We start from the raw sequence: 23,088 nt of genomic DNA, 5'->3' as shown, positions 1-23,088 counted from the left end.
ACCGCAGCCGCTCCCACAGACCGGCCGGGACCGCCTCACCACCCACACCAATACGCGACGGACCCCCAGACCCCCCGAACAGACCCTCCTCCACCAGAATCTGAAGATAAGAAGGAGTGACCTCCGCGAAATCGATCCGCGACGCACGCATCCACGCCACCAGACGCCCCGCGTCCAGCCACGTCTCCCCGTCCACCACATGCAGCTCATGACCCGTGAACACAGCCGCCAGCTGATTCCACGACGCGTCGAACGACACCGAGGTCGTCAACGCGACCCGCAACACCTCACCATCCGCCGCGAACACCCACCGGCCATGACCCTCACACAAGCTCACCGCACCCCGATGAGTGACCACCACACCCTTCGGCCGACCCGTCGAACCCGACGTATAGATCACATACGCCGGAGACTCAGACCGCACCACCACACCCAGCGGACCACCGTCCAACACCGCCAACGCCGAAACCGTCTCCACGTCATCCAGCAGGACCACGGCCACGTCCGCCACGGGGAGCACATCAGCCGTCCCGGCAGAGGCGAGCACCACCGCGGGCTCGGCGTCGCCGATCATGTACGCGATCCGCTCCAGCGGGTACTCCGGGTCCACCGGCACATACGCGCCACCGGACTTGAGCACCGCAAGCAGCGCGACGACCAGATCCGCCCCCCGCTCCAGACACACCCCCACCAACGACTCAGGACCCACACCCTGCGCCTGAAGATGACGGGCCAGACGGTTCGCCCGCGCGTCCAGCTCCGCATACGAGAGCGACACCTCACCCGCGACCACGGCGACCGCGTCCGGCCGACGAGCCACCTGCACCGCGAACAGCTCCGGCAGCGAACCCGCCACCACCGGGACAGCCATGTCCTGCCACCCCGTGGAGAGCGACCGCTCACGCTCGTCCAGAACATCCAGCGCGCTCAGCGACAGCTCCGGATCCGCGGTCAACCGCTCCAGGGCCCGCACCCAGCGGGCCACGAGCCGGTCGGCGGTCTCCTCGTCGAACAGATCCGCGGCGGCCACCACCGAACCGCGCAGGCCCGCCGGGGCGCCGGTCTCGTCGAAGACCTCCGACACCGACGCGTCCAGATCGAACTTGGCGGTCGAGGCACCTGCCGGGTACCCGGCGGCGCGCACACCCGGCAGGTCGAGGACGGCCTCGCCGGTGTTCTGCACCTTCAGCATGACCTGGAACAGCGGATGCCGCGCCAGCGAACGCGTCGGCGCGAGCTCCTCCACGAGTTTCTCGAACGGCACGTCCTGGTGCGTGAACGCCGACAGACTCGTCTCGCGTACGCGGCTGAGCACGTCCCTGAAGGTCGGGTCGCCGCTCAGGTCGGTGCGTATGACGAGGGTGTTGATGAAGAAGCCGACCAGGTCGTCCAGGGCCTCGTCCGTGCGGCCGGCGTTCGCGGCGCCGATCGGGATGTCCGTGCCCGCGCCCAGCTTCGAAAGGAGCATCGCCAGCGCGGCCTGCAGGACCATGAACGGTGTCACGCCCTCGGCGCGCGCCACCTCGGCGAGGCGGGCGTGTACGTGTGCCGGGACGGCCAGGGGGATGGTGTGCCCCCGGTGCGAGGGGACGGCGGGGCGCCCGCGGTCGGTCGGCAGCTCCAACTCCTCCGGTGCGCCCTCCAGCGCGGCGCTCCAGTGGGCGACCTGCCGGGAGATCATGCTGTCGGCGTCGTGCTCCTCGCCCAGGAGGGCCCGCTGCCACAGCGCGTAGTCCGCGTACTGGACGGGCAGTGGCTCCCATGCGGGGACCTCACCCTGTCGCCGGGCCGTGTAAGCGACGGACAGGTCGCGCGCCAGCGGCTCCATCGACCAGCCGTCGCCCGCGATGTGGTGGAGGGCGAGGACGAGGACGTGCTCGTCGGTACCGGTCCCGAACAGCGTGGCCCGGAGGGGGACTTCGGCCGAGAGATCGAAGGGCCGGCCGAGGGCTTCGACGACCGCGCGGTCCAGGTCGTGCGGGGGCACGTCGACCACCGTCAGCGCCCGGTCCAGGTCGGCCGGGCCCAGGATCCGCTGGTACGGCTCCCCGTCGGCGGCCTCGAAGACGGTCCGCAGCACCTCGTGCCGCCCGATCACGTCGCGCAGGGCCGCGTCGAGCGCGTCCCGGTCGAGCGGACCCGTGAGCCGCACGGCGACCGGGATGGTGTAGGTGGCGCCGGGGCCGTCGAGCTGGCCGACGAACCACAGGCGGCGCTGAGCGTAGGAGAGCGGGACGCGCGAAGGGCGCGCGGCGGGGCGAGCGCGGTGCGCGAGGCGGTGGCGCTGCCGAGGCGGGCCGCGAGCGCGGCGGCGGTGGGCGCCTCGAAGAGGGTCCGCAGCGGCACCTCGACGCCGAGGACGGCGCGTACGCGGCTGATCAGCCGGGTGGCGAGCAGAGAGTGGCCGCCGAGGGCGAAGAAGTCGTCGTCGACGCCCACCGCGGGTACACCGAGGGTCTGGGCGAACACTCCGCACAGCAGCTCCTCGTGGAGCGTGGCGGGGCCGCGGTCCGCGTCGGCCGTGTGCACAGGTGCGGGCAGGACGGCGCGGTCGAGCTTGCCGTTGACGGACTGGGGCAGGGCGTCCAGGGCGACGACGGCGGCGGGCACCATGTGTTCGGGCAGTCGAGCGGCGAGGAACTCCCTCACGGACGCGGTGATGTCGGCGTCGGGCGCGATGGCGGACGGCACGACGTAGGCGACCAGTCGCCGGTCTCCCGGGGTGTCCTCGCGGGCGACGACCGCCACGTGGGCGACGTCGGGGTGCGCGGCGGCGGCGGTCTCGACCTCGCCGGGCTCGATGCGGTAACCGCGGATCTTGACCTGGTCGTCGGCGCGGCCCAGATACTCGACACGGCCCTCGGCATCCTGGCGCACCAGGTCGCCGGTGCGATACATCCGCCGCCCCGGGTCGAAGGGGGAGGCGACGAAGCGTTCGGCGGTCAGGTCCGCGCGTCGCACGTAGCCGCGGGCGAGGCCCGCGCCCGACACGTACAGTTCGCCGGCGACGCCCACCGGGACGGGCCTGAGCGAGGCATCGAGGACGTAGGCGCGCGTGTTGGGCAGGGGGCGGCCGATCAGCGGGCGGCCGCTCTGCTCGGTGTCGTGGTACAGGACGTGCACGGTGGCCTCGGTCGGGCCATAGAAGTTGAGGCCGAGCGTTCCTTCGGCGGCCCGCAGTCGCTGCCACAGGTCGCTGCCGACGGCGTCACCGCCGAGGAGCAGCGCGCGGGGCCGGTGCACGCGGGCACCGAGGAGGCCTTCGTCGAGGAGCTGTTCGGCCTGGACGGGGGTGACGGCCATCAGGTCGATGCGGGCGGTGTCGACGTAGCGGGCCAGGGCTGTGGTGTCGCGGCGCACGTCCTCGGGGACGATGTGCAGTTCGTGGCCCGCGACCATCCACAGGAGCGGCTCCCAGGAGGCGTCGAAGGACAGGGAGTACGTCAGGGCGACGCGCATGCGCGGTCCGGAGCGCGTGATGACGCCGGCGCGTTGGAAGGCGGCGAGGTTGGCGAGGCCCTCGTGGGGCACGGCGACGCCCTTGGGGCGGCCGGTCGAGCCCGAGGTGTAGATGACGTACGCGCAGTGGTCGGGACGGATCGCGACGCCGAGGGGGCCTTCGCCGACGCCGTCGAGGGCCGCCTCGTCCAGGACGAGCACGGGGGCGTCGCCGTCCGGCAGGGCGCCGGCCGTGGCGGCGGTGGCGAGGATGACGGCGGGGGCCGCGTCCTCGACCGTGTACGCGATGCGGTCGGCCGGGTAGCCGGGGTCGAGGGGCAGGTGGGTGCCGCCTGCCTTGAGCACGGCGAGGAGGGCGACGACCGGTTCGGCGCCGCGTTCCAGGCACACGCCGACGACGGACTCGGGTCCGACTCCCCGCTTGACGAGCAGGCGCGCCACCTGGTTGGCGCGCGCGTCGAGTTCGGCGAAGGTGAGGGAGTGGCCGTCGGCGGCGGCGGCGACGGCGACCGCGTCGGGGGTGTGCGCGGCCTGGGCCTCGAACAGTTCGGGGACGGTGGCGGGCGGCACCTCGGTGGCGGTGTCGTTCCATGCGGTGAGGAGCTGGTGGCGCCGGTCCTCGTCCAGGACGTCGATCGCGGCGAGCGGCCGGGCGGTGTCCTCGGTGAGGGCGTCGAGGAGCCGGGCGAGGGCGGTGCACAGCAGGGAGCCGACCTCGTGCGGGTCGACGGGGTCGCGCGCGTCCACGGCGAGCGTGAGCTCCTCGCCGTCGTCGTCGACGGAGACGGCGAGGGGGTAGTTCGAGCGCTCCTGGGCGAGGAGGACGCGGATGCCGTCGAGCTGCCGGCCTCCGGTGGCGCCGCGCCGGTAGTTGAACAGGGAGGTGAACAGGGGTGTGTCGCCGGTGACGTCGGCGGCCCTCTGCGCGGTGGCGAGCGGCGCGTGCTCGTGTTCGATGAGGCCGGCGAGCTGCTCGCGGAGCGCGGACAGGGCGGCGCGGGTGTCGAGTTCGCCGGTGCGCACGCGCACGGGCAGCATGTTGATGTACGGGCCGGGGGCCTGCCCGTCGCCGGTGGCGGCGCTCATGCGGCCGGACAGCACGGTGCCGAAGACCACGTCGTCGCGGCCGCTGACGGCGGCGAGGACACGCGCCCAGGCGAGGTGCAGGACGGTGGCGGGGCTCGCGCCGAGGCGGCGGGAGACGTCGCGCAGGCGTCGGGTGAGCGCGGGTGCGAAGGGGAGCCGGGCCCGGGACGACCGGGCGCCGTCGCCGCGTGTGTCCACCAGGCCGTAGGGCGCGGTGGGTTCGGTGACGTCGCCGAGCAGTTCGGTGAAGTACGTTTCGTGATCGGCGCCGTGGAGGCTCGCGCGGGACCGGGCCACGAAGTCGCGGAAGCGCGCGGGCTCGGGCAGTTCGGCGCCGCGCCCGTCGAGGAACGCCCGCACTTCGTCGAGGACGACCGCGAGGGCGGTGTGGTCCTGCACCGTGTGGTGGGCCCGGACCAGGGCGAGCCACCGGCCGCCGGCGGGGTCCGCCGCGATGCGCAGGGTGAGCAGCGGGGCCCGGGTCAGGTCCATGGGGGCGTCGCCGAGGGCGAGAAGCTGCTCGGCGGGGTCGCCGTCCTCGTCGAGGGTGATCTCGGTGACGGGCAGGGGGGCGTCGCGCCACACGACCTGGACCGGCTCGCGCAGGCCTTCCCACACGAGGGAGGTGCGCAGGATGTCGTGGCGCTCCATGACGCGGCGCAGGGCGTCGGTGAACGCCTCCAGCCGCTCGCGCGTGTCGAAGGCGAGGACGGTGGGCTGCACGTAGGCGTCCTGGCCGCCGTCGGCGAGCAAGTGGTGGAAGAGCAGGCCCTCCTGGAGGGGGGCGAGCGGGTAGATGTCGGCGATGTTCGGCGCCCCGCCGTCGACGGTCGCGGCGATCGTGGCGATCTCGGCGGTGGTCAGATCGACGAGCGGCAGCATGCCGGGGGTGATCGCGGTCGCGTCGGCGGGGATCGGGTTGGGCGGGACGGCGAGCCGGACGGCGTGCGCCGAGGCGGCGAGGCCGGCCGGGGTCGGGGTCTGGAACAGGGCGCGTACGGGTATGTCGGCGCCCAGGACGGCCCGGACCCGGCGCACGAGTTCGACGGCGAGCAGCGAGTGGCCGCCCAGGGCGAAGAAGTCGTCGTCGACGCCGACGCTCTCCAGGCCGAGGACGTGGGCGAAGACGCCGCACAGCAGCTCTTCGCGCAAGTCGGCCGGCCCGCGGCCCGCCCCGCTCGCGTAGTCGGGCGCGGGCAGGGCCTTGCGGTCGAGTTTTCCGTTGGCGGTCAGCGGCAGCGCGTCCAGCACCAGCACCGCGGACGGCACCATGTGACCCGGCAGGCTGGCGCCCACGTGAGCTCGTAGCTCCGCGGCATCGGCTTCTCCCCGCTCTCCGTTCGCGGGCGTGGTGTAGGCGACGAGCCGGGCGTCGCCCGGAGTGTCCTCGCGGACGACGACCGCGGCGCGGGCGACCCGGGCATGGCGTTCGAGAACGGCCTCGATCTCACCCGGCTCGATGCGGAAGCCGCGGATCTTGACCTGGCCGTCGGTGCGGCCCAGGCATTCCAGGGCGCCGCCGGGGCGGCTGCGGGCGACGTCGCCGGTGCGGTAGAGCCGCTCGCCGGGGACGAAGGGGGAGGCGACGAACCGTTCGGCGGTCAGGGCCGCGCGGCCCAGGTAGCCGCGGGCCAGCTGGGCGCCCGCCAGGTAGAGCTCTCCCGTGGCACCGGGGGCCACGGGTCGCAGCCGGTCGTCGAGGACGTAGGCGCGGGTGTTGGCGAAGGGCCGGCCGATGAGGACGGTACCGTCGGTGACTTCGGCGGAGGTGGCCCAGATGGTGGCTTCGGTGGGCCCGTACAGGTTCACGGCGCGGGCGCCGAGGGCATGCAGCTCGGCGGCCAGTTCCCGGGGCAGGGCCTCTCCGCCGACGAGGGCGCGCACGGAGGCGGGCCAGTCGCCGGCGTCCAGGAGCGCGCGCCACAGGGAGGGCACGGCCTGCAGGGCGGTCGCGGCGCTGGTGCGGACCAGGTCGAGGAGGGCGTGGGGGTCACGGACGGTGTCGCGGTCGGCGAGGACGACGGTGGCTCCGCTCACGAGCGGCAGGAACAGTTCCAGGGCCGCGATGTCGAAGGAGACCGTGGTGACGGCGACCAGCCTGTCCCCCGCGCCCAGCGGGACGCGCTCGGCGACCGCGTGCAGGTGGTTGACGAGGGCCTGGTGGCTGACGACGACGCCCTTGGGGCGGCCGGTCGAGCCGGAGGTGTGGATGACGTACGCGGGGTGCTGCGGCAGCAGGGTCGCCCGGCCGGGCGGGGTGGCCGTGTCGCACGGGGTGCGCCCTCCGTCGAGGACGAGGACTGTTTCGGTGTCGGGTATCACGGAGGCACAGGTGAGGTCGGTCAGCACGCAGACCGGGCGCGCGTCGGCGAGCATGTACGCGATGCGCTCCTGGGGGTACTCCGGGTCGACGGGCAGGTAGGCGCCGCCGGCCTTGAGCACGGCGAGCAGCGCGGCGACCAGGTCCGCTCCCCGCTCCATCACCACGGCGACGATCGACTCGGGGCCGACGCCCCGCTCGGCGAGCAGGTGCGCCAGCTGGTTCGCGCGGGCCGCGAGCCGGGCATACGTGTACGGGTCCTGGCCGTCGACGAGGGCGATCGCGTCGGGGGTGCGGGCCACCTGGGCCTCGAAGAGGTCCGGCAGTGTGGCGGCCGGTACCTCCGTGTCGGTGTCGTTCCACCCGTGGAGCGCCTGGTGCAGCTCGGCGTCGTCCAGGAGTCGTACGTCGCCGACGCGGGTGGCGGGGTCGTCGGCGAGGGCCTCGACGACGCGGGCGAGCCGGTCGGCGATCGCCCGTACGGAGTCGGCGTCGAACAGGTCGGCGGCCGCGATGACGGAGCCCCGCAGCCCGGCCGGGGCACCGTTCTCGTGGAACGTCTCGCCGACGCCGACCTCCAGGTCGAACTTGGCGGCGGAGTCGCCGGTGGGCACCGGTTCGGCGTGGACGCCCGGCAGTCGGAGCGCCGCGTCGCCGGTGTTCTGGAGCATCAGCATGACCTGGAACAGCGGGTGGCGGGCCAGGGAGCGGGTCGGGGCGAGCTCCTCGACCAGCTTCTCGAAGGGGACGTCCTGGTGCTCGAAGGCCGCCAGGCTCGCTTCCTGGACGCGGGCGAGGAGTTCCCGGAACGTCGGGTCGCCCGACAGGTCGGTGCGCACCACGAGGGTGCTGACGAAAAAGCCCACCAGGTCGTCGAGGGCCTCGTCGCCGCGGCCCGCGTTGACGGAGCCGATCGGGATGTCGGTGCCCGCGCCGAGTCGGGACAGGGTCACGGCGAGGGCTGCCTGGAGCACGGTGAACAGCGTGACGCCCTCGGTGAGCGCGACCTCGGCGAGGCGCGCGTGGACCGCGGCGGGCACCTCGAAGGGGATGGTGTGGCTGGCGTGGCCGAGGACGGCCGGGCGCGTCCGGTCGTACGGCAGCTCCAGTTCCTCCGGCACGTCGGCGAGCGCCTCGCGCCAGTGCGCGGTCTGCCGGGAGAACAGGCTGTCGGGGTCGCTCTCGTCGCCGAGGAGTTCGCGCTGCCACAGCGTGTAGTCCGCGTACTGCACGGCCAGCGGCTCCCAGGCCGGGGGCGTGCCCCGGGTGCGGGAGGCGTAGGCGGTGGACAGGTCGCGGGCGAGCGGGCCCATGGACCAGCCGTCGCCCGCGATGTGGTGGACGACCATGACGAGCACGTGCTCGTCGGGTGCCGTGGTGAACAGCCAGGCCTTGACGGGTATCTCGGCCGTGAGGTCGAAGGCGTACCCGACAGCGGCGGCGATCTTCCTGTCCAGGTCGGCCGGGGCGATGTCGGCGGCCGTGAGGTGCCAGGCCAGGTCGGTGGCCTTCAGGACGCGCTGGTAGGGCTCGCCCGCCGCGACTCCGTACACGGTGCGCAGGATCTCGTGGCGGCCGATGACGTCCCGCAGGGCGGCGTCGAGTGTTGCCGGGTCGACCGCGCCGGTCAGGCGCTGTGCGACGCGGATGTTGTAGGCCGCGCCCGGTCCCTCCAACTGGGAGATGAACCACAGCCGACGCTGCGCGTATGACAACGGAATCATCAGGACTCCTCCTGGTTACGCATCGGCCGCAGCGCGGGCCTAGCAGAGCTCACATTTCCAAGCTGACGTACGAGCCCGGACACCGTCCGCGCTCGGAAAAGCACCCGCAGGGACACCTCGACCCCGAGCACCGTCCGCAGACGGCTCGTGAGGCGGGCGGCGAGCAGGGAGTGCCCGCCGAGGGCGAAGAAGTCGTCGTCGACGCCCACGTCGGGCAGGCCGAGCACCTCGGCGAACGCCACGCACAAAGCTTTCTCCCGCGCGGTGGTGGGCGCCCGGCCGGTGCGCGCGGCAGGTCCCGCGGCGGGCAGGGCTCCGTGGTCCACCTTGCCGTTGGCCGTCAGCGGGAGGGCGTCGAGGACGACGAGGGAGGACGGCACCATGTACTCGGGCAGCCGCGCCTCGGCGAACCGCCGTACGTCCGGGACCAGTTCTTCCCCCACGGATGCGGCGGGCACCACGTAGCCGATCAGGCGTCTGCCGCCCGCGCCGTCCTCGCGGACGACGACGGCGGCCTGCGTGACGCCGGGGTGGGCGGCCAGGACGGCCCGGACCTCGCCCGGTTCGACGCGGAAGCCGCGGATCTTCACCTGGTCGTCGACGCGGCTGGCGAACTCCAGCCGGCCGTCGGCCGTCCAGCGCACCCGGTCGCCCGTGCGGTAGAGCCGCTCGCCCGCCCCGTCGAAGGGCGAGGCCACGAACCGCTCGGCGGTCAGAGCCGGGCGGCCCACGTAGGCGCGGGCGAGCCCGGCGCCCGCGACGTACAGCTCGCCGTCGACACCGGCCGGGACGGGGTTGAGGCCCTCGTCGAGCACGTACACCCGCGAGTTGGTGATCGGCGTGCCGATGCCGGGCCGGTCGTCGTCCTCGGCGAGCGTGTCCGACATGGTCGCGCACACGGTCGTCTCGGTCGGGCCGTACGCGTTGACGAAGCGTCGGCCGGGCGAGAAGCGGGCGACCAGTTCGCCGCCGAGCGCCTCACCGGCCGACACCAGGGTGGTGACCGGGGCGAGGTCCTCGGGTTCCAGCACGGACAGGACGGCGGGCGGCAGCGTGGCGTGGGTGACCCCGTGGCGTGCCACGAGTTCGGCGAGCCCGCCGCCCGGCAGCAGCGTCTCGGCGGGTGCCACCACCAGGCGAGCACCCGAGCACAGCGCCATGACCAGCTCCCAGGTCGCCGCGTCGAAGCCCGGCGAGGCGAACTGGAGGACCCGACTGTCGGCGCCGACCTCGAACCGCTCGATCTGTGCGGTCACCAGGCTGGCGACGCCGGTGTGGGTGACGACCACCCCCTTGGGCCGGCCTGTCGAACCCGAGGTGAAGATCATGTACGCGGGGTGGGCGGGCCGCAGCCGTGCGCTCCGCTCCTCGTCGCTGAGGACTCCCCCGTCGTACGCCTCGATCTCCGTCGCCAGCGGCGGCTCGTCGAGGACGAGGACCGGTGCCGCGGTGCCGCCCGGCACGACGGGCGCGCACAGCGCCGACGCGAGGACCGTCGTCGCACCCGACTCCTCGAGCATGAACGCGATGCGCTCCGCCGGGTACTCCGGGTCGACCGGCAGATAGGCGCCGCCCGCCTTGAGGACACCGAGCAGGGTGACGATCAGGTCGATGCCGCGCTCGCGCACCACCGCGACCACCGACTCCGGGCCGACGCCCCGGCCGGTCAGGAATCGTGCGAGCCGGTTGGCCCGCGCGTCCAGCTCCGCGTACGTCAGCTCCGCGCCGTCGGAGGCGACGGCGACGGCGTCCGGACACTGGCGGACCCGGGCGGCGAACAGCTCGGGCACTGTCACGGGTGGCACGTCGGCGGCCGTGTCGTTCCACTCGGCGAGCACCCGGTGGCGCTCGTCGTCGGCCAGCACGCCGACCGTGCTCAGCGGCGGGTCGGCCGCGCCGTCGAGGGCCTGCTCGGCGGCGCTCACCAGTTCCTCGACGGCGGTGCGTGCCAGGACGGCCACCGTCTCCGGGTCGATCGGGGCGACGGAGTCGACGATCAGCTCCAGGCCGTCGCCGTCGTCGTCGACGAGCAGGGCGAGCGGGTAGTTGGTGCGCTCGCGGGTGAACAGCAGCCGAGTGCCCGGCAGGGACGCGTTCCAGCGCTCGTCCAGGTCCTCGCCGACGCTGCGCCGGTAGTTGAGGCAGGCGGTGAACAAGGGGGCATCGCCTTCCAGTCCGGCCGCCCGCTGCGCCACGACCAGCGGCGCGTGCTCGTGTTCCAGGAGCCGGGCGAGCTGGCCGCGCATGGCGGTGATCGCCCCGAGCGCGCCGGTCCGGGCCGTGGGGACGCGTACGGGAAGGGTGTTGATGAACGGACCCGGCACCCGGTCGGCCCCGGCGCCCGCGTTCATGCGGCCGAACAGGACCGTGCCGAACACCACGTCCTGCCGGCCGCTGACCGCGGCCAGGACCCGCGCCCAGGCCACGTGCAGCACGGTCGCCGCGCTGACGCCCGCGCGCCGCGCCACCTCTCGCAGCCGCCCTGCCAGTTCGGGGCCGGCCGCGACGCGGGCCCGGGCCAGCGAGGCGCCGTCGCCGCGCACGTCCACCAGGCCGAAGGGTGCTGTGGGCTCGGTGACGTCGCCCAGCAGCTCGGCGAAGTACCGCTCGTGCTCGGCGCGGGGGACGCCGCCGCGCGCCTGGGCGACGAAGGTGCGGAACGGCAGCGGTTCGGGCAGTTGGTCGCCGCGCCCGTCGAGGAACGCGGTCACCTCGTCCAGGAGCACTTCCAGGGCGGTGCCGTCGCGGACCATGTGGTGGGCGCGGAGGAGCGCGATCCAGTGCTCGGGTTCGGTCCCCGCGGGTACGGCCGCGACGTGCAGGTCGAGCAGCGGGCCCCGGCGCAGGTCCATGCGGGCGCCACCGGCGGCGACGAGCTCGGCGACCGGGTCGGTGCCGCGCGGGTCCAGGACGACCTCCGTGACGGGCAGGGGCGCCTCGCGCCACACCACCTGCACGGGCTCGCGCAGCCCCTCCCACACATAGGAGGTCCGGTAGATGTCGTGCCGCTCCACCACGCGCCGCAGCGCGTCGGTGAAGGCGTCGAGCCGGGCCCGCGAGTCGAACTCCAGGACCGCCGGCATGACGTACGCGTCGTCGCCGCCGTCCGCGAGCAGGTGGTGGAAGAGCAGGCCTTCCTGGAGCGGGGCGAGCGGGTAGACGTCCTTGACGTTGCCCGCCCCGCCCTCGACGGAGGCCACCACGACGGCCACCTCGTCGGCGGTCAGGTCGACCAGCGGCAGCATCGCGGGCGTGATCTCGGTGGCACCGGCCGGGATCAGGTTGTCCGGGACGACGACCTGCTCCGCGCCGGCGGACGCCGCGAGGGAGGCCACGGTCGGGTGGTCGAACAGGGCACGCACGGAGACGGACACGCCGCGCCCCCGCAGTATCTCGATCAGGCGCACGGCCACCAGGGAGTGACCGCCCAGCTCGAAGAAGTCGTCATCGACGCCGACGCTCTCCAGGTCCAGGACCTCGGCGAAGGCGGCGCAGAGGATCTCCTCGCGCACGTCGGCCGGTGCCCGGCCCGCCCCCGCTGCCGCCGCGAAGTCGGGGGCGGGCAGGGCCTTGCGGTCCAGCTTGCCGTTGCCGGTCAGCGGCAGCGCGTCCAGGACGACGACCGCCGACGGCACCATGTGCTCCGGCAGCCGCTGAACCGCGAAGTGCCGGACGGACTGGGTGAGTTCGGCGCTTGCCTCGGTCCGGTCGTGCAGGACGACGTAGGCGACGAGCCGCCGGTCGCCAGGGTTGTCTTCGCGGGCGATCACGGCGGCCTGGTCGACCAGCGGGTGGCCGGTCAGGACACCCTGGACCTCGCCGGGCTCGATGCGGAAGCCACGGATCTTGACCTGGTCGTCGGCGCGACCGAGGAAGACCACCTGGCCGTCCGCCGTCCACTTGGCCCGGTCACCGGTCCGGTACATCCGCCCGCCCGGCTCGAAGGGGTTCGCCGTGAACCGCTCGGCCGTCAGGCTCTCGCGCCCGACGTAACCGCGCGCCAGCTGCGCACCGGAGACGTACAACTCGCCGACGACGCCCTGCGCGACCGGCCTGAGCCGCTCGTCCAGGACATAGAAGCGGGTGTTGACCATCGGGCTGCCGACCGGAACCCTCTCCCCGGCGACCATGTCGACGGTCAGACGCGTAGTCGCGACACCGATCGTCGTCTCGGTCGGCCCGTAATGGTTGTGCACCTCGCGCTCACCGGCAGCGGCGAGCAGCTCCCGCAGCCAGGCCGGGGAGGCGGCCTCACCACCCAGGACCAGGGATTTCTTCGGCAGGACGCCTTCCACGCCACCGGCCGTGGACAGCGCGGCCAGGTGGGAAGGGACGGCCTTGAAGTGGTCGATCCGGTGCTCGGCCAGGTACGCGGACACCGCCTGCGGGTCGGTGACCGCGCCCTCGTCCAGGATGTGCAGCTCACCGCCGGACGCGAGGCTGGTGAAGACCACCGTGTTGCCCAGGTCCGTCGCCTGCGCCTGGAGCAGCGCGAACCGCGCACCCTGGCCACCGAAACCGACCCGTCCGGGAACAGAGGCCACATAGTTCGCGACTCCGCCGTGCGTCACGGCCACACCCTTGGGTTGACCGGTCGAACCCGACGTATAGATCACATACGCGAGCGACCGCCCGTCAACATCCCTGCCAGGACGCTCCGTTGAAGCCGCCGCAAGCTGCATCTCCACAAACGTGTCATCGATCGCCACCAGACGCGAACGGCCCGCCGGCAGCTCGTCCAGGATCTCCTCCGTCGTCAGCGCCAACGCCGCACGACTGTCACGCAGCATGAACGCGATCCGGTCCGTCGGCTGCACAGGATCGATCGGCAGATAAGCCGCGCCCGCCTTCCACACACCCAAGATCGCCGCGATCATGTCGGTGCCACGCGGCAGGCACAGACCCACCACCGACTCCGCACCCACCCCCTGGCCGATCAGGTAATGCGCGATCCGGTTCGCCCGCGCATCCAACTCCCCGTACGACGTCCCGGAGCCGTCCGAGACGATCGCCGACGCGTCGGGTGCCACAGCCGCCCTCGCCTCGAACAACTCGTGCACCAGCTCTGCCGAGACATCGGACGCCGTGTCGTTCCAGCCGGCCAGCACCCGGTGGCGCTCGTCATCGGCCAGCACCTCGACGGCGCCGAGCGGGACGTCCGGGCCGCCGTCGAGCGCGGACTCCAGGGCGGATACCAGGTTTCCGGCGGCGGTGCGTACGAGGACGCCGACCGCGTGGGAGTCGATGGGCGCGACGGAGTCGACGGCGACCTCGGTGCGGTCGCCGTAGTCATCGAGCAGTACGACCAGCGGGTAGTTGGTGCGCTCGCGCACAGACAGAAGCCGCGCCCCTTCCATGCCCTCGTCGACGGCACGGCCAGGGTTGCGCCGGTAGTTGAGGAAGGAGGTGAACAGCGGGGTGTCGCCGGTGACCCCGCTGGCGCGCTGGGCGACGACCAGCGGCGCGTGCTCGTGCTCCAGGAGCTCGGCGAGCTGACCACGCATCGCTGACACCGCCGCGAGCGCGCCCGGTTCCTCCGTCCGTACCCGCACGGGGAGGGTGTTCATGAACGGTCCCGCCACCCGGTCGGCCCCGGCGCCCGCGTTCAGGCGGCCGTACAGGACGGTGCCGAAGACGACGTCCTCCCGGCCGCTGACGGCGGCGAGGACCCGGGCCCAGGCGACGTGCAGGACGGTCGCCGTACTGGTGCCGACCCGGCGCGCGACGGCCCGCAGACGCCGGTCCAACTCGGCAGGGAACGGCACCACCGCGTGGACCGTGTCCGCGCCGTCGCCGCGTACGTCCGCCATCCCGTACGGGGCTGTCGGCTCGGTGACGTCGCCGAGGAGGTCGGCGAAGTAGCGCTCGTGCCCGGCCCGGTCGGCTCCGCCGCGCACCTGGGCGACGAAGTCGCGGAACGGCAGTGGCTCGGGAAGCTCGTCGCCACGCCCGGCCAGCAGTGCCTCGACCTCGTCGAGGACGACCTGGAGCGCGGTGTGGTCGCGGACCGTGTGGTGCATGCGCAGCAGCACGAGCCAGCGGCCGCCGGCCGGGTCGGCCGCGACATGGGCGCCCAGGAGGGGGGCCCGGCCCAGGTCCATGGAGGCGCCGCCGGCCTCGACGAGCTCGGCGGCCGGGTCGGTGCCCTTCGGGTCGAGGGCGACCTCCTCGACGGGCAGCGCGGCGTGGCGCCATACGACCTGGACGGGCTCGCGCTGGCCCTCCCACACGAACGAGGTCCGGTAGATGTCGTGCCGGTCCACCACACGCTGGAGGGCGTCGGTGAAGGCGTCCGCCCGGTCCCGGGAGTCGAAGTCGAGGACCGCGCGCATGACGTAGGCGTCCTCGCCGCCGTCCGCGAGCAGGTGGTGGAAGAGCAGGCCTTCCTGGAGCGGGGCGAGCGGGTAGACGTCCTTGACGTTGGCCGCCCCGCCCTCGACGGAGGCCACCACGACGGCCACCTCGTCGGCGGTCAGGTCGACCAGCGGCAGCATCGCGGGCGTGATCTCGGCGGCACCGGCCGGGATCAGGTTGTCCGGGACGACGACCTGCTCCGCGCCGGCGGACGCCGCGAGGGAGGCCACGGTCGGGTGGTCGAACAGGGTGCGCACAGAGATGGAGACACTCTGGGCGCGCAGGATCTCGACGAGGCGTACGGCCATCAGCGAGTGGCCGCCGAGCCGGAAGAAGTCGTCGTCGACGCCCACGTTCTCCAGACCCAGGACCTCGGCGAACGCCGCGCACAGGATCTCCTCGCGGACAGTCTCCGGGCCACGCCCCGCGCCCGCGAGGCCGGCGTAGTCCGGGGCGGGCAGGGCCTTGCGGTCCAGCTTGCCGTTCACGTTCAGCGGCAGCGCGTCCAGGACCACGACCGCCGAGGGGACCATGTACTCCGGGAGCCGCCCGGCCGCGAACTCGCGTACGGCTGCGGCCAGTTCATCCCCCTCTTCCCTCTCGTCCATCCCGTCCGCCTGGCCGGTCGGGACGACGTAGGCGACGAGGTGGATGTCCCCGGGCATGTCCTCACGGGCGACCACGGCGGCCTGAGCGACCTGCGGGTGCGCCGCCACCACCGCCCGCACCTCACCCGGCTCGATACGAAAACCACGGATCTTGACCTGCTCATCCGCACGCCCGAGATACTCCAGCTGCCCACCCGCATCCCACCGCACCACATCACCCGTGCGATACATACGCCGCCCCGCGGCGAAGGGATCCGCCACGAAACGCTCAGCGGTCAGCCCCGGCCGCCCCACATACCCACGAGCAAGCTGAACACCCGCCAGATACAGCTCTCCCCCCACACCCACCGGCACCGGCTGAAGACCCGCATCAAGAACAAACACACGAGTATTCGCAACCGGAGCACCGATCGGCACCGACAACGCACCCGGCACACACCGCCACGCCGTCACATCCACAGACGCCTCGGTCGGACCATACAAATTGTGCAGCTCCACCCCCGGAAACACCTCGAAGAACCGCTCCTGCGCCGCCACCGACAACGCCTCACCCGAGCAGAACACCCGCCGCAAACCACCACACTCCCCCACCGACACCTCGGCAAGGAACACCTCCAGCATCGACGGCACGAAATGCACCGTCGTCACACCCTGCTCCCGGATCAGCGAAGCCACATAACCCGGCTCCCGATGCCCACCCGGCCTCGCCACCACCAGCGCCGCACCCTCCAGCAACGGCCAGAAGAACTCCCACACCGACACATCGAAACCGAACGGCGTCTTCTGCAACACCCGATCACCAGCATCCAGCCCATACCGGTCCTGCATCCACACAAGACGATTCACGACCCCCGCATGCGGCACCACCACACCCTTCGGCCGCCCCGTCGACCCCGACGTAAAAATCACATACGCGGGATCCTGTGGCTTCGAACTGCGCTCGCCGGGGCGCAGTCGCCCGCCCCGGACGCCCGTGAAGTCGGCCTCGTCCAGGACCACGCGGGCCGTGCCCTCGGGCAGCAGCCCCACCAGCCCGGCGAGGGTCACCACCGAAGCGGCTCCGGCGGCCTCAAGGACGTACGCGATCCGCTCCGCCGGATACTCCGGATCCACCGGCAGATACGCCGCACCCGCCTTCACCACACCAAGCAGCGCCACCACCAACTCGACACCACGCTCCAGACACACCCCCACCACCGACTCGGCACCCACACCCCGAGCCATCAGCAACCGCGCCAACTGGTTGGCCCGGAAGTCCAGTTCCGCATACGAAACCGACTCGCCCTCAAAGACCACCGCCACCGCATCCGGCGTCCGCGCCACCTGCGCCTCGAACAACTCCGGAAGAGTCGCAGGCACCACGTCCGCATCGGTGTCGTTCCACTCGACGAGCACCCGACGACGCTCGTCCCCCCCGAGTACCGGGATCGCGCTCAGTGGCAGGTCGGGCCCGCCGTCCAGCGCGGACTCCAGGGCGGCGACGAGGGACGCGACGGCCGTGCGGGCCAGCGCGGCCACGGCGGCGGAGTCGATGGGGGCGGTCGCGTCCACGGAGAGACCGATCTTGTCCCCGTTGTCGTCGACGAGGAGCGCGAGCGGGTAGTTGGAGAGCTCGCGCGCGAAGAGCAGGCGCGTCCCCTCCATCGCCGCGTCCCAGCTCGTCTCGGCGTCCTGGCCGGCGTTGTGCCGGTAGTTGAGGAAGGAGGTGAACAGCGGGGTGTCACCGGTGACCCCGCTGGCGCGCTGGGCGACGGCCAGCGGCGCGTGCTCGTGCTCCAGGAGCTCGGCGAGCTGACCACGCATCGCTGACACCGCCGCGAGGGAGCCGACTTCGGCGGTGCGGGTGCGCACCGGCAGCATGTTCATGAACGGGCCGGGCACGCGGTCCGCGCCCGAGCCGGCGTTCATGCGGCCGAGCAGGACGGTGCCGAAGACGACGTCGTCGCGGCCGCTGACGGCGGCGAGGACCCGGGCCCAGGCGACGTGCAGGACGGTCGCCGTACTGACGCCCGCGCGGCGCGCGGCCGTGCGGAGCCGTACGGTCAGCTCCTGCTCCAGCGGGAGCGGTTCGAGGACGGCGTCCGAGCCGTCGCCGCGTACGTCCGCCATTCCGTACGGGGCTGTGGGCTCGGTGACGTCGCCGAGGAGGTCGGCGAAGTAGCGCTCGTGTTCGGCGCGGTCCACGGTGGAGCGGGTCTGGGCGACGAAGTCGCGGAAGGGCAGCGGGTCCGGCAGCTCGTCGCCCCGGCCCGCCAGGAACGCCCGTACCTCGTCGAGGACGACCTGGAGCGCGGTGTGATCGCGGACCGTGTGGTGCATGCGCAGCAGCACGAGCCAATGGCCACTGCCCGGCTCGGCCGCGACGTGCAGGTCGAGCAGCGGGGCCCGGCGCAGGTCCATGCGGGCGCCCCCGGTGGCGACGAGGTCGGCCACCGGGTCGGCGGCGTCCTGGTCCAGGGTCACGTCCACGACGGGCAGCGCGGCGCGGCGCCACACGACCTGGACCGGCTCGCGCAGGCCCTCCCAGGCCAGGGACGTGCGGAAGATGTCGTGCCGGTCGACCACCTGCTGAAGGGCGTCGGTGAACGCGTCGACGCGCTCTCGGGCGTCGAACTCGAAGACAGCCGGCATGACGTAGGCGTCGTTCCCGCCGTCCGCGAGCAGGTGGTGGAAGAGCAGGCCTTCCTGGAGCGGGGCGAGCGGGTAGACGTCCTTGACGTTGCCCGCCCCGCCCTCGACGGAGGCCACCACGACGGCCACCTCGTCGGCGGTCAGGTCGACCAGCGGCAGCATCGCGGGCGTGATCTCGGCGGCACCGGCCGGGATCAGGTTGTCCGGGACGACGACCCGCTCGGCGCCCATGGAGCGTGCGACGCCGGCCGGTGTGGGGGCGTCGAAGAGGGCTCTCATGGATACCGAGACGTTCTGGGTGCGCAGGATTTCGACGAGGCGCACCGCGAGGAGGGAGTGGCCGCCGAGCCGGAAGAAGTCGTCGTCGACGCCCACGTTCTCCAGACCCAGGACCTCGGCGAACGCCGCGCACAGGATCTCCTCGCGGACAGTCTCCGGGCCACGCCCCGCGCCCGCGAGGCCGGCGTAGTCCGGGGCGGGCAGGGCCTTGCGGTCCAGCTTGCCGTTCACGTTCAGCGGCAGCGCGTCCAGGACCACGACCGCCGAGGGGACCATGTACTCCGGGAGCCGCCCGGCCACGAACCGCACGACGGATTCAGGGAGCCGACTGCCGTACTCCTCGCGGGGGACGACGTAGGCGACGAGGTGGATGTCCCCGGGCATGTCCTCACGGGCGACCACGGCGGCCTGAGCGACCTGCGGGTGCGCCGCCACCACCGCCCGCACCTCACCCGGCTCGATACGAAAACCACGGATCTTGACCTGCTCATCCGCACGCCCGAGATACTCCAGCTGCCCACCCGCATCCCACCGCACCACATCACCCGTGCGATACATACGCCGCCCCGCGGCGAAGGGATCCGCCACGAAACGCTCAGCGGTCAGCCCCGGCCGCCCCACATACCCACGAGCAAGCTGAACACCCGCCAGATACAGCTCTCCCCCCACACCCACCGGCACCGGCTGAAGACCCGCATCAAGAACAAACACACGAGTATTCGCAACCGGAGCACCGATCGGCACCGACAACGCACCCGGCACACACCGCCACGCCGTCACATCCACAGACGCCTCGGTCGGACCATACAAATTGTGCAGCTCCACCCCCGGAAACACCTCGAAGAACCGCTCCTGCGCCGCCACCGACAACGCCTCACCCGAGCAGAACACCCGCCGCAAACCACCACACTCCCCCACCGACACCTCGGCAAGGAACACCTCCAGCATCGACGGCACGAAATGCACCGTCGTCACACCCTGCTCCCGGATCAGCGAAGCCACATAACCCGGCTCCCGATGCCCACCCGGCCTCGCCACCACCAGCGCCGCACCCTCCAGCAACGGCCAGAAGAACTCCCACACCGACACATCGAAACCGAACGGCGTCTTCTGCAACACCCGATCACCAGCATCCAGCCCATACCGGTCCTGCATCCACACAAGACGATTCACGACCCCCGCATGCGGCACCACCACACCCTTCGGCCGCCCCGTCGACCCCGACGTAAAAATCACATACGCGGGGTTCTCGGGCCGCACCTCGACGCCCAGGGGCCCGGCGTCCAGGCCTGCCTGCTCCGGGTCGTCCACGTGCACCCGCATGACGTCCGCGGGCAGCAGGGACTCCAGCGCCCCGGTCGTGACCACCGAAGCGGCTCCGGCGGCCTCAAGGACGTACGCGATCCGCTCCGCCGGATACTCCGGATCCACCGGCAGATACGCCGCACCCGCCTTCACCACACCAAGCAGCGCCACCACCAACTCGACACCACGCTCCAGACACACCCCCACCACCGACTCGGCACCCACACCCCGAGCCATCAGCAACCGCGCCAACTGGTTGGCCCGGAAGTCCAGTTCCGCATACGAAACCGACTCGCCCTCAAAGACCACCGCCACCGCATCCGGCGTCCGCGCCACCTGCGCCTCGAACAACTCCGGAAGAGTCGCAGGCACCACGTCCGCATCGGTGTCGTTCCACTCGACGAGCACCCGACGACGCTCGTCCTCGTCCATGAGTTCGGCGCACGCGACGAGGTCGTCGGGTGCGGCGTCCGCGAGCCAGTGGGCGACGTTCAGATAGCGACGGGAGAGGTCGGCGGCGCCGGTGAGGTCATGGCGGTCAGGGTTCGCGTCGACGTTGATCTGCATGCCCGCGCGGTCATAGATGTCGATGCGGACGTCGTCGACGGGGCCGGTGGACAGGTTGTGGGTGACGGTGGGGCAGTCGCCGAAGCGCAGGTCGTAGTCGAAGGCCATGACGTTGATGTGCAGCCCGCACAGGTCGCCGTCGGCGATGTTCAGGTCGTGCAGCATGTCCTTGTAGCGGTACTGCTGGTGCCGCAGCCCGTCGCGGACCGCACGGGAGGTGCGTCGTACGACGTCCTCGACGGTGGAGTCCGGGCCGATGGTGAGCCGGAGCGGCAGGATGTTGGAGGTCATACCGGGCACGCCGAGGGTCCGCTTGTCGTAACGGGCGCGCACGGGCAGCCCGACGGTGACCTCGCGTTCGCCGGTGACCCGGTGCTGGTGAAGGGCGGCGGCCGCGATCATCAGGCCGGCGAAGCTGGTACCGAGGCGGCGTGCGCCGGCCTTGAGGACGTCGACGGCGTCCGTGTCGATGCCGTCGGTGTGGCGCAGGGGGGCGCGCTGGGCGCGGCGGGACTTGTACGCGTCGCCGCCGTGGACGGCGGGGTGGTCGGCGAGGAGCTCGCGCCAGTAGCGCCGGTCCTCCTCGAACTGCTCGGACTCGCGGTAGGCGCGGTCGGCGTCGAGGAGTACGGAGACGGGGTCGGCGGCGCCCTCGGAGGGGTCGCGGCCTTCCAGGAGCGCGGTGTAGATCTCGGCGGCACGCCGGGCCATGACGACGCCGCCCTGGCCGTCGAGGACGAGGTGGTGCGGGCGTACGTACCAGTAGTGGAGCTCGTCCGCCACCTTGATGAGGGCGTTGCCGAACAGCGGGCCGCCGTCGAGTTCGGCGGGGCGCGCGAGGTCGGCGTCCATCCAGGCGCGGGCGGCGGCGGACGGGTCGGGTTCGCCGCTGACGTCGACGATCTGGACGGGGTAGTCGGCGGCGTCGTGCAGGTACTGCATCGGTGTTCCGTCGACGGTGCGCACGCGCAGGCGCAGCGTCTCGATCTCGCGCACGCGCAGGTCGGCGGCGCGCACGAGGAGCTCGTGGTCCACGGGGCCGTGGATCTCGATGTACTCCGAGATGAAGAAGGCCCGGTTGCGGGGGGCGAGTTGCTGTGCGTACCAGATACCGAGCTGTCCGCCCATCAATTCGCGGAGCTCACCCTCGATCTTGGCCATTCCCGCGCTCTCCAATCGTTCGACTCATCGACTGGAACAGCACGGGCCGCCTCAACCGGGGCATGCGCATGACCGCCCAGCTCCTCTTGCAAAAAGCTGTGACCTTTTATTTCGGACTTTCTTCAGCGCCTGGCGCGGCGACTCACTATGACTCAGGGTCCAGCGCTGATCAATGTGCTCCCGGTGGGCGTTCAACTGCGTGAGCACGGCAGTTGAACGCGGGATCGGGGCTGGTCCGGACGGCTTGACGTACGCGTGCGCGCCCTGCGACGGTGACTGCCGCCTCTATCCGAACGCGCGCGTCGGAAGAATTTCGTGAATCATTTCCCGGCCATCCCACTATCTGCGAGGCACCCGTATGCCCGATTCAGCGCCGCACATAAATCTGGTGGATCCCGCACTGTATTCCCACGGTGATCCCTTCGCGCAATGGAGCTGGCTGCGCGCCAACGATCCGGTGCACTGGCACCAGCCGGGCGAGCTGCCCGGTTTCTGGTCGCTGACCCGGTATCACGACATCCGCACGGCCTACCGTGACGCGGAGACGTTCAGTTCGGCGCAGGGGATCCTGCTGCGGCCCGCCGGCCACGGGGCGGACCCGGGCGGCGGGCGCACACTGGCCCTGACGGACGCGCCCCGGCACCGGCAGCTGCGGGGGCTGGTCGACGGTTGGTTCGCCGTGCGGTCGGTCCGCGCCCTGGAGGCGGAGATGAAGGACATCACCCGGGGAGTCGTCGACCGGGCGCTGGAGAGCGGCAGCTGTGACTTCGTGGCCGATGTCGCGGCTCGTGTCCCGCTGTACGTGATCTGCAAGATGATGGGCGTGCCGGAGTCCGACTGGGAGTACCTGTACGAGCTGACGAGCCAGGCCTTCGCGGCGGGCGACCCGGCGGCGCGCAGGTTCGCGCACCTCAACATCCTGGGCTACTTCGAGACGCTGCAGGCCGACAAGGCGGAGGACCCGGGCGACGACCTGGTGAGCATCCTGGCGACGGCGGAGATCGACGGGGAGCGTCTGAGCCCGGACGACGTGATCCTCAACTGCGACAACCTGTTGGTCGGTGGCACGGAGAACACGCGCATCGCGGCGGCCGGCGGGATGCTGACCTTCCTGGAGCGGCCGGACCAGTGGCAGGCGGTGCGCGACGAGCCGGGCCTGCTGCCGTCCGCCGTGGAGGAGGTGCTGCGCTGGACGTCGACGGCGACGCACATCATGCGTACGGCCGTGCGGCCCGCGGAGATCCGCGGGCAGCGTGTGGAGGAGGGCGACAAGGTCGTCTTCTGGCTGCCGTCGGCCAACCGCGACGAGTCCGTCTTCGACGACCCGGACGTGTTCGACGTGCGCCGCACCCCCAACCGGCACCTGTCGCTGGGCTTCGGTGAGCACTTCTGCCTGGGGAGCATGCTCGCCAAGGTGGAACTGCGCCTGCTGTACGGCGAGTTGTCGCAGCGGGGAGTGCACGTCGAGCCGGACGGCGAGCCGAAGCTCCTCGACTCGATCGTGGTGAACGGTCCCGAGACGCTGCCGGTGCGGATGAAGGCGGCCTGAGAGCCGGCGCATGGTGAAGGGGCCCGCCTCGGGGAGGCGGGCCCC

General features: G+C 72.1%; 3 protein-coding genes and 1 pseudogene. 1 reads left to right on the top strand and 3 read right to left on the bottom strand.

The window, feature by feature from the left end; genetic code table 11:
* Nucleotides 1-7 precede the first annotated feature (7 nt).
* From KKZ08_RS34460 to KKZ08_RS34450, 3 genes and pseudogenes are all read right to left on the bottom strand, one after another.
* Nucleotides 8-2,209: pseudogene (locus tag KKZ08_RS34460) on the bottom strand (condensation domain-containing protein); the annotation flags it as partial.
* Nucleotides 2,095-8,589, bottom strand: coding sequence for a non-ribosomal peptide synthetase (locus KKZ08_RS34455; protein WP_223778158.1), 6,495 nt, complete (start codon nt 8,587-8,589; stop codon nt 2,095-2,097). The gene KKZ08_RS34455 and the pseudogene KKZ08_RS34460, both read right to left, overlap by 115 nt.
* Nucleotides 8,589-21,494 (bottom strand): non-ribosomal peptide synthetase, encoded by a 12,906-nt coding sequence (locus tag KKZ08_RS34450; protein ID WP_223778157.1) that lies wholly within the window; start codon nt 21,492-21,494, stop codon nt 8,589-8,591. The genes KKZ08_RS34455 and KKZ08_RS34450 overlap by 1 nt, the downstream gene beginning before the upstream one ends.
* A 388-nt stretch (nt 21,495-21,882) precedes the next feature.
* Between KKZ08_RS34450 and KKZ08_RS34445 the strand changes: the two genes are divergently transcribed.
* On the top strand, nt 21,883-23,043 hold the full coding sequence (locus KKZ08_RS34445) for a cytochrome P450 (RefSeq protein ID WP_223778156.1): 1,161 nt from the start codon (nt 21,883-21,885) through the stop codon (nt 23,041-23,043).
* Nucleotides 23,044-23,088 lie beyond the last annotated feature (45 nt).

The organism is Streptomyces sp. 135, assembly GCF_020026305.1.
Classification (GTDB): Bacteria; Actinomycetota; Actinomycetes; order Streptomycetales; family Streptomycetaceae; genus Streptomyces.
Note: the sequence above shows the minus strand (reverse complement) of the source record. Positions and strands in the feature narration are given on the sequence as shown.

Excerpts from the sequence above, each read along its gene's own strand:
- KKZ08_RS34455 (WP_223778158.1), bottom strand. The coding sequence starts at position 8,589 with ATGATTCCGTTGTCATACGCGCAGCGTCGGCTGTGGTTCATCTCCCAG.
- KKZ08_RS34450 (WP_223778157.1), bottom strand. The coding sequence starts at position 21,494 with ATGGCCAAGATCGAGGGTGAGCTCCGCGAATTGATGGGCGGACAGCTC.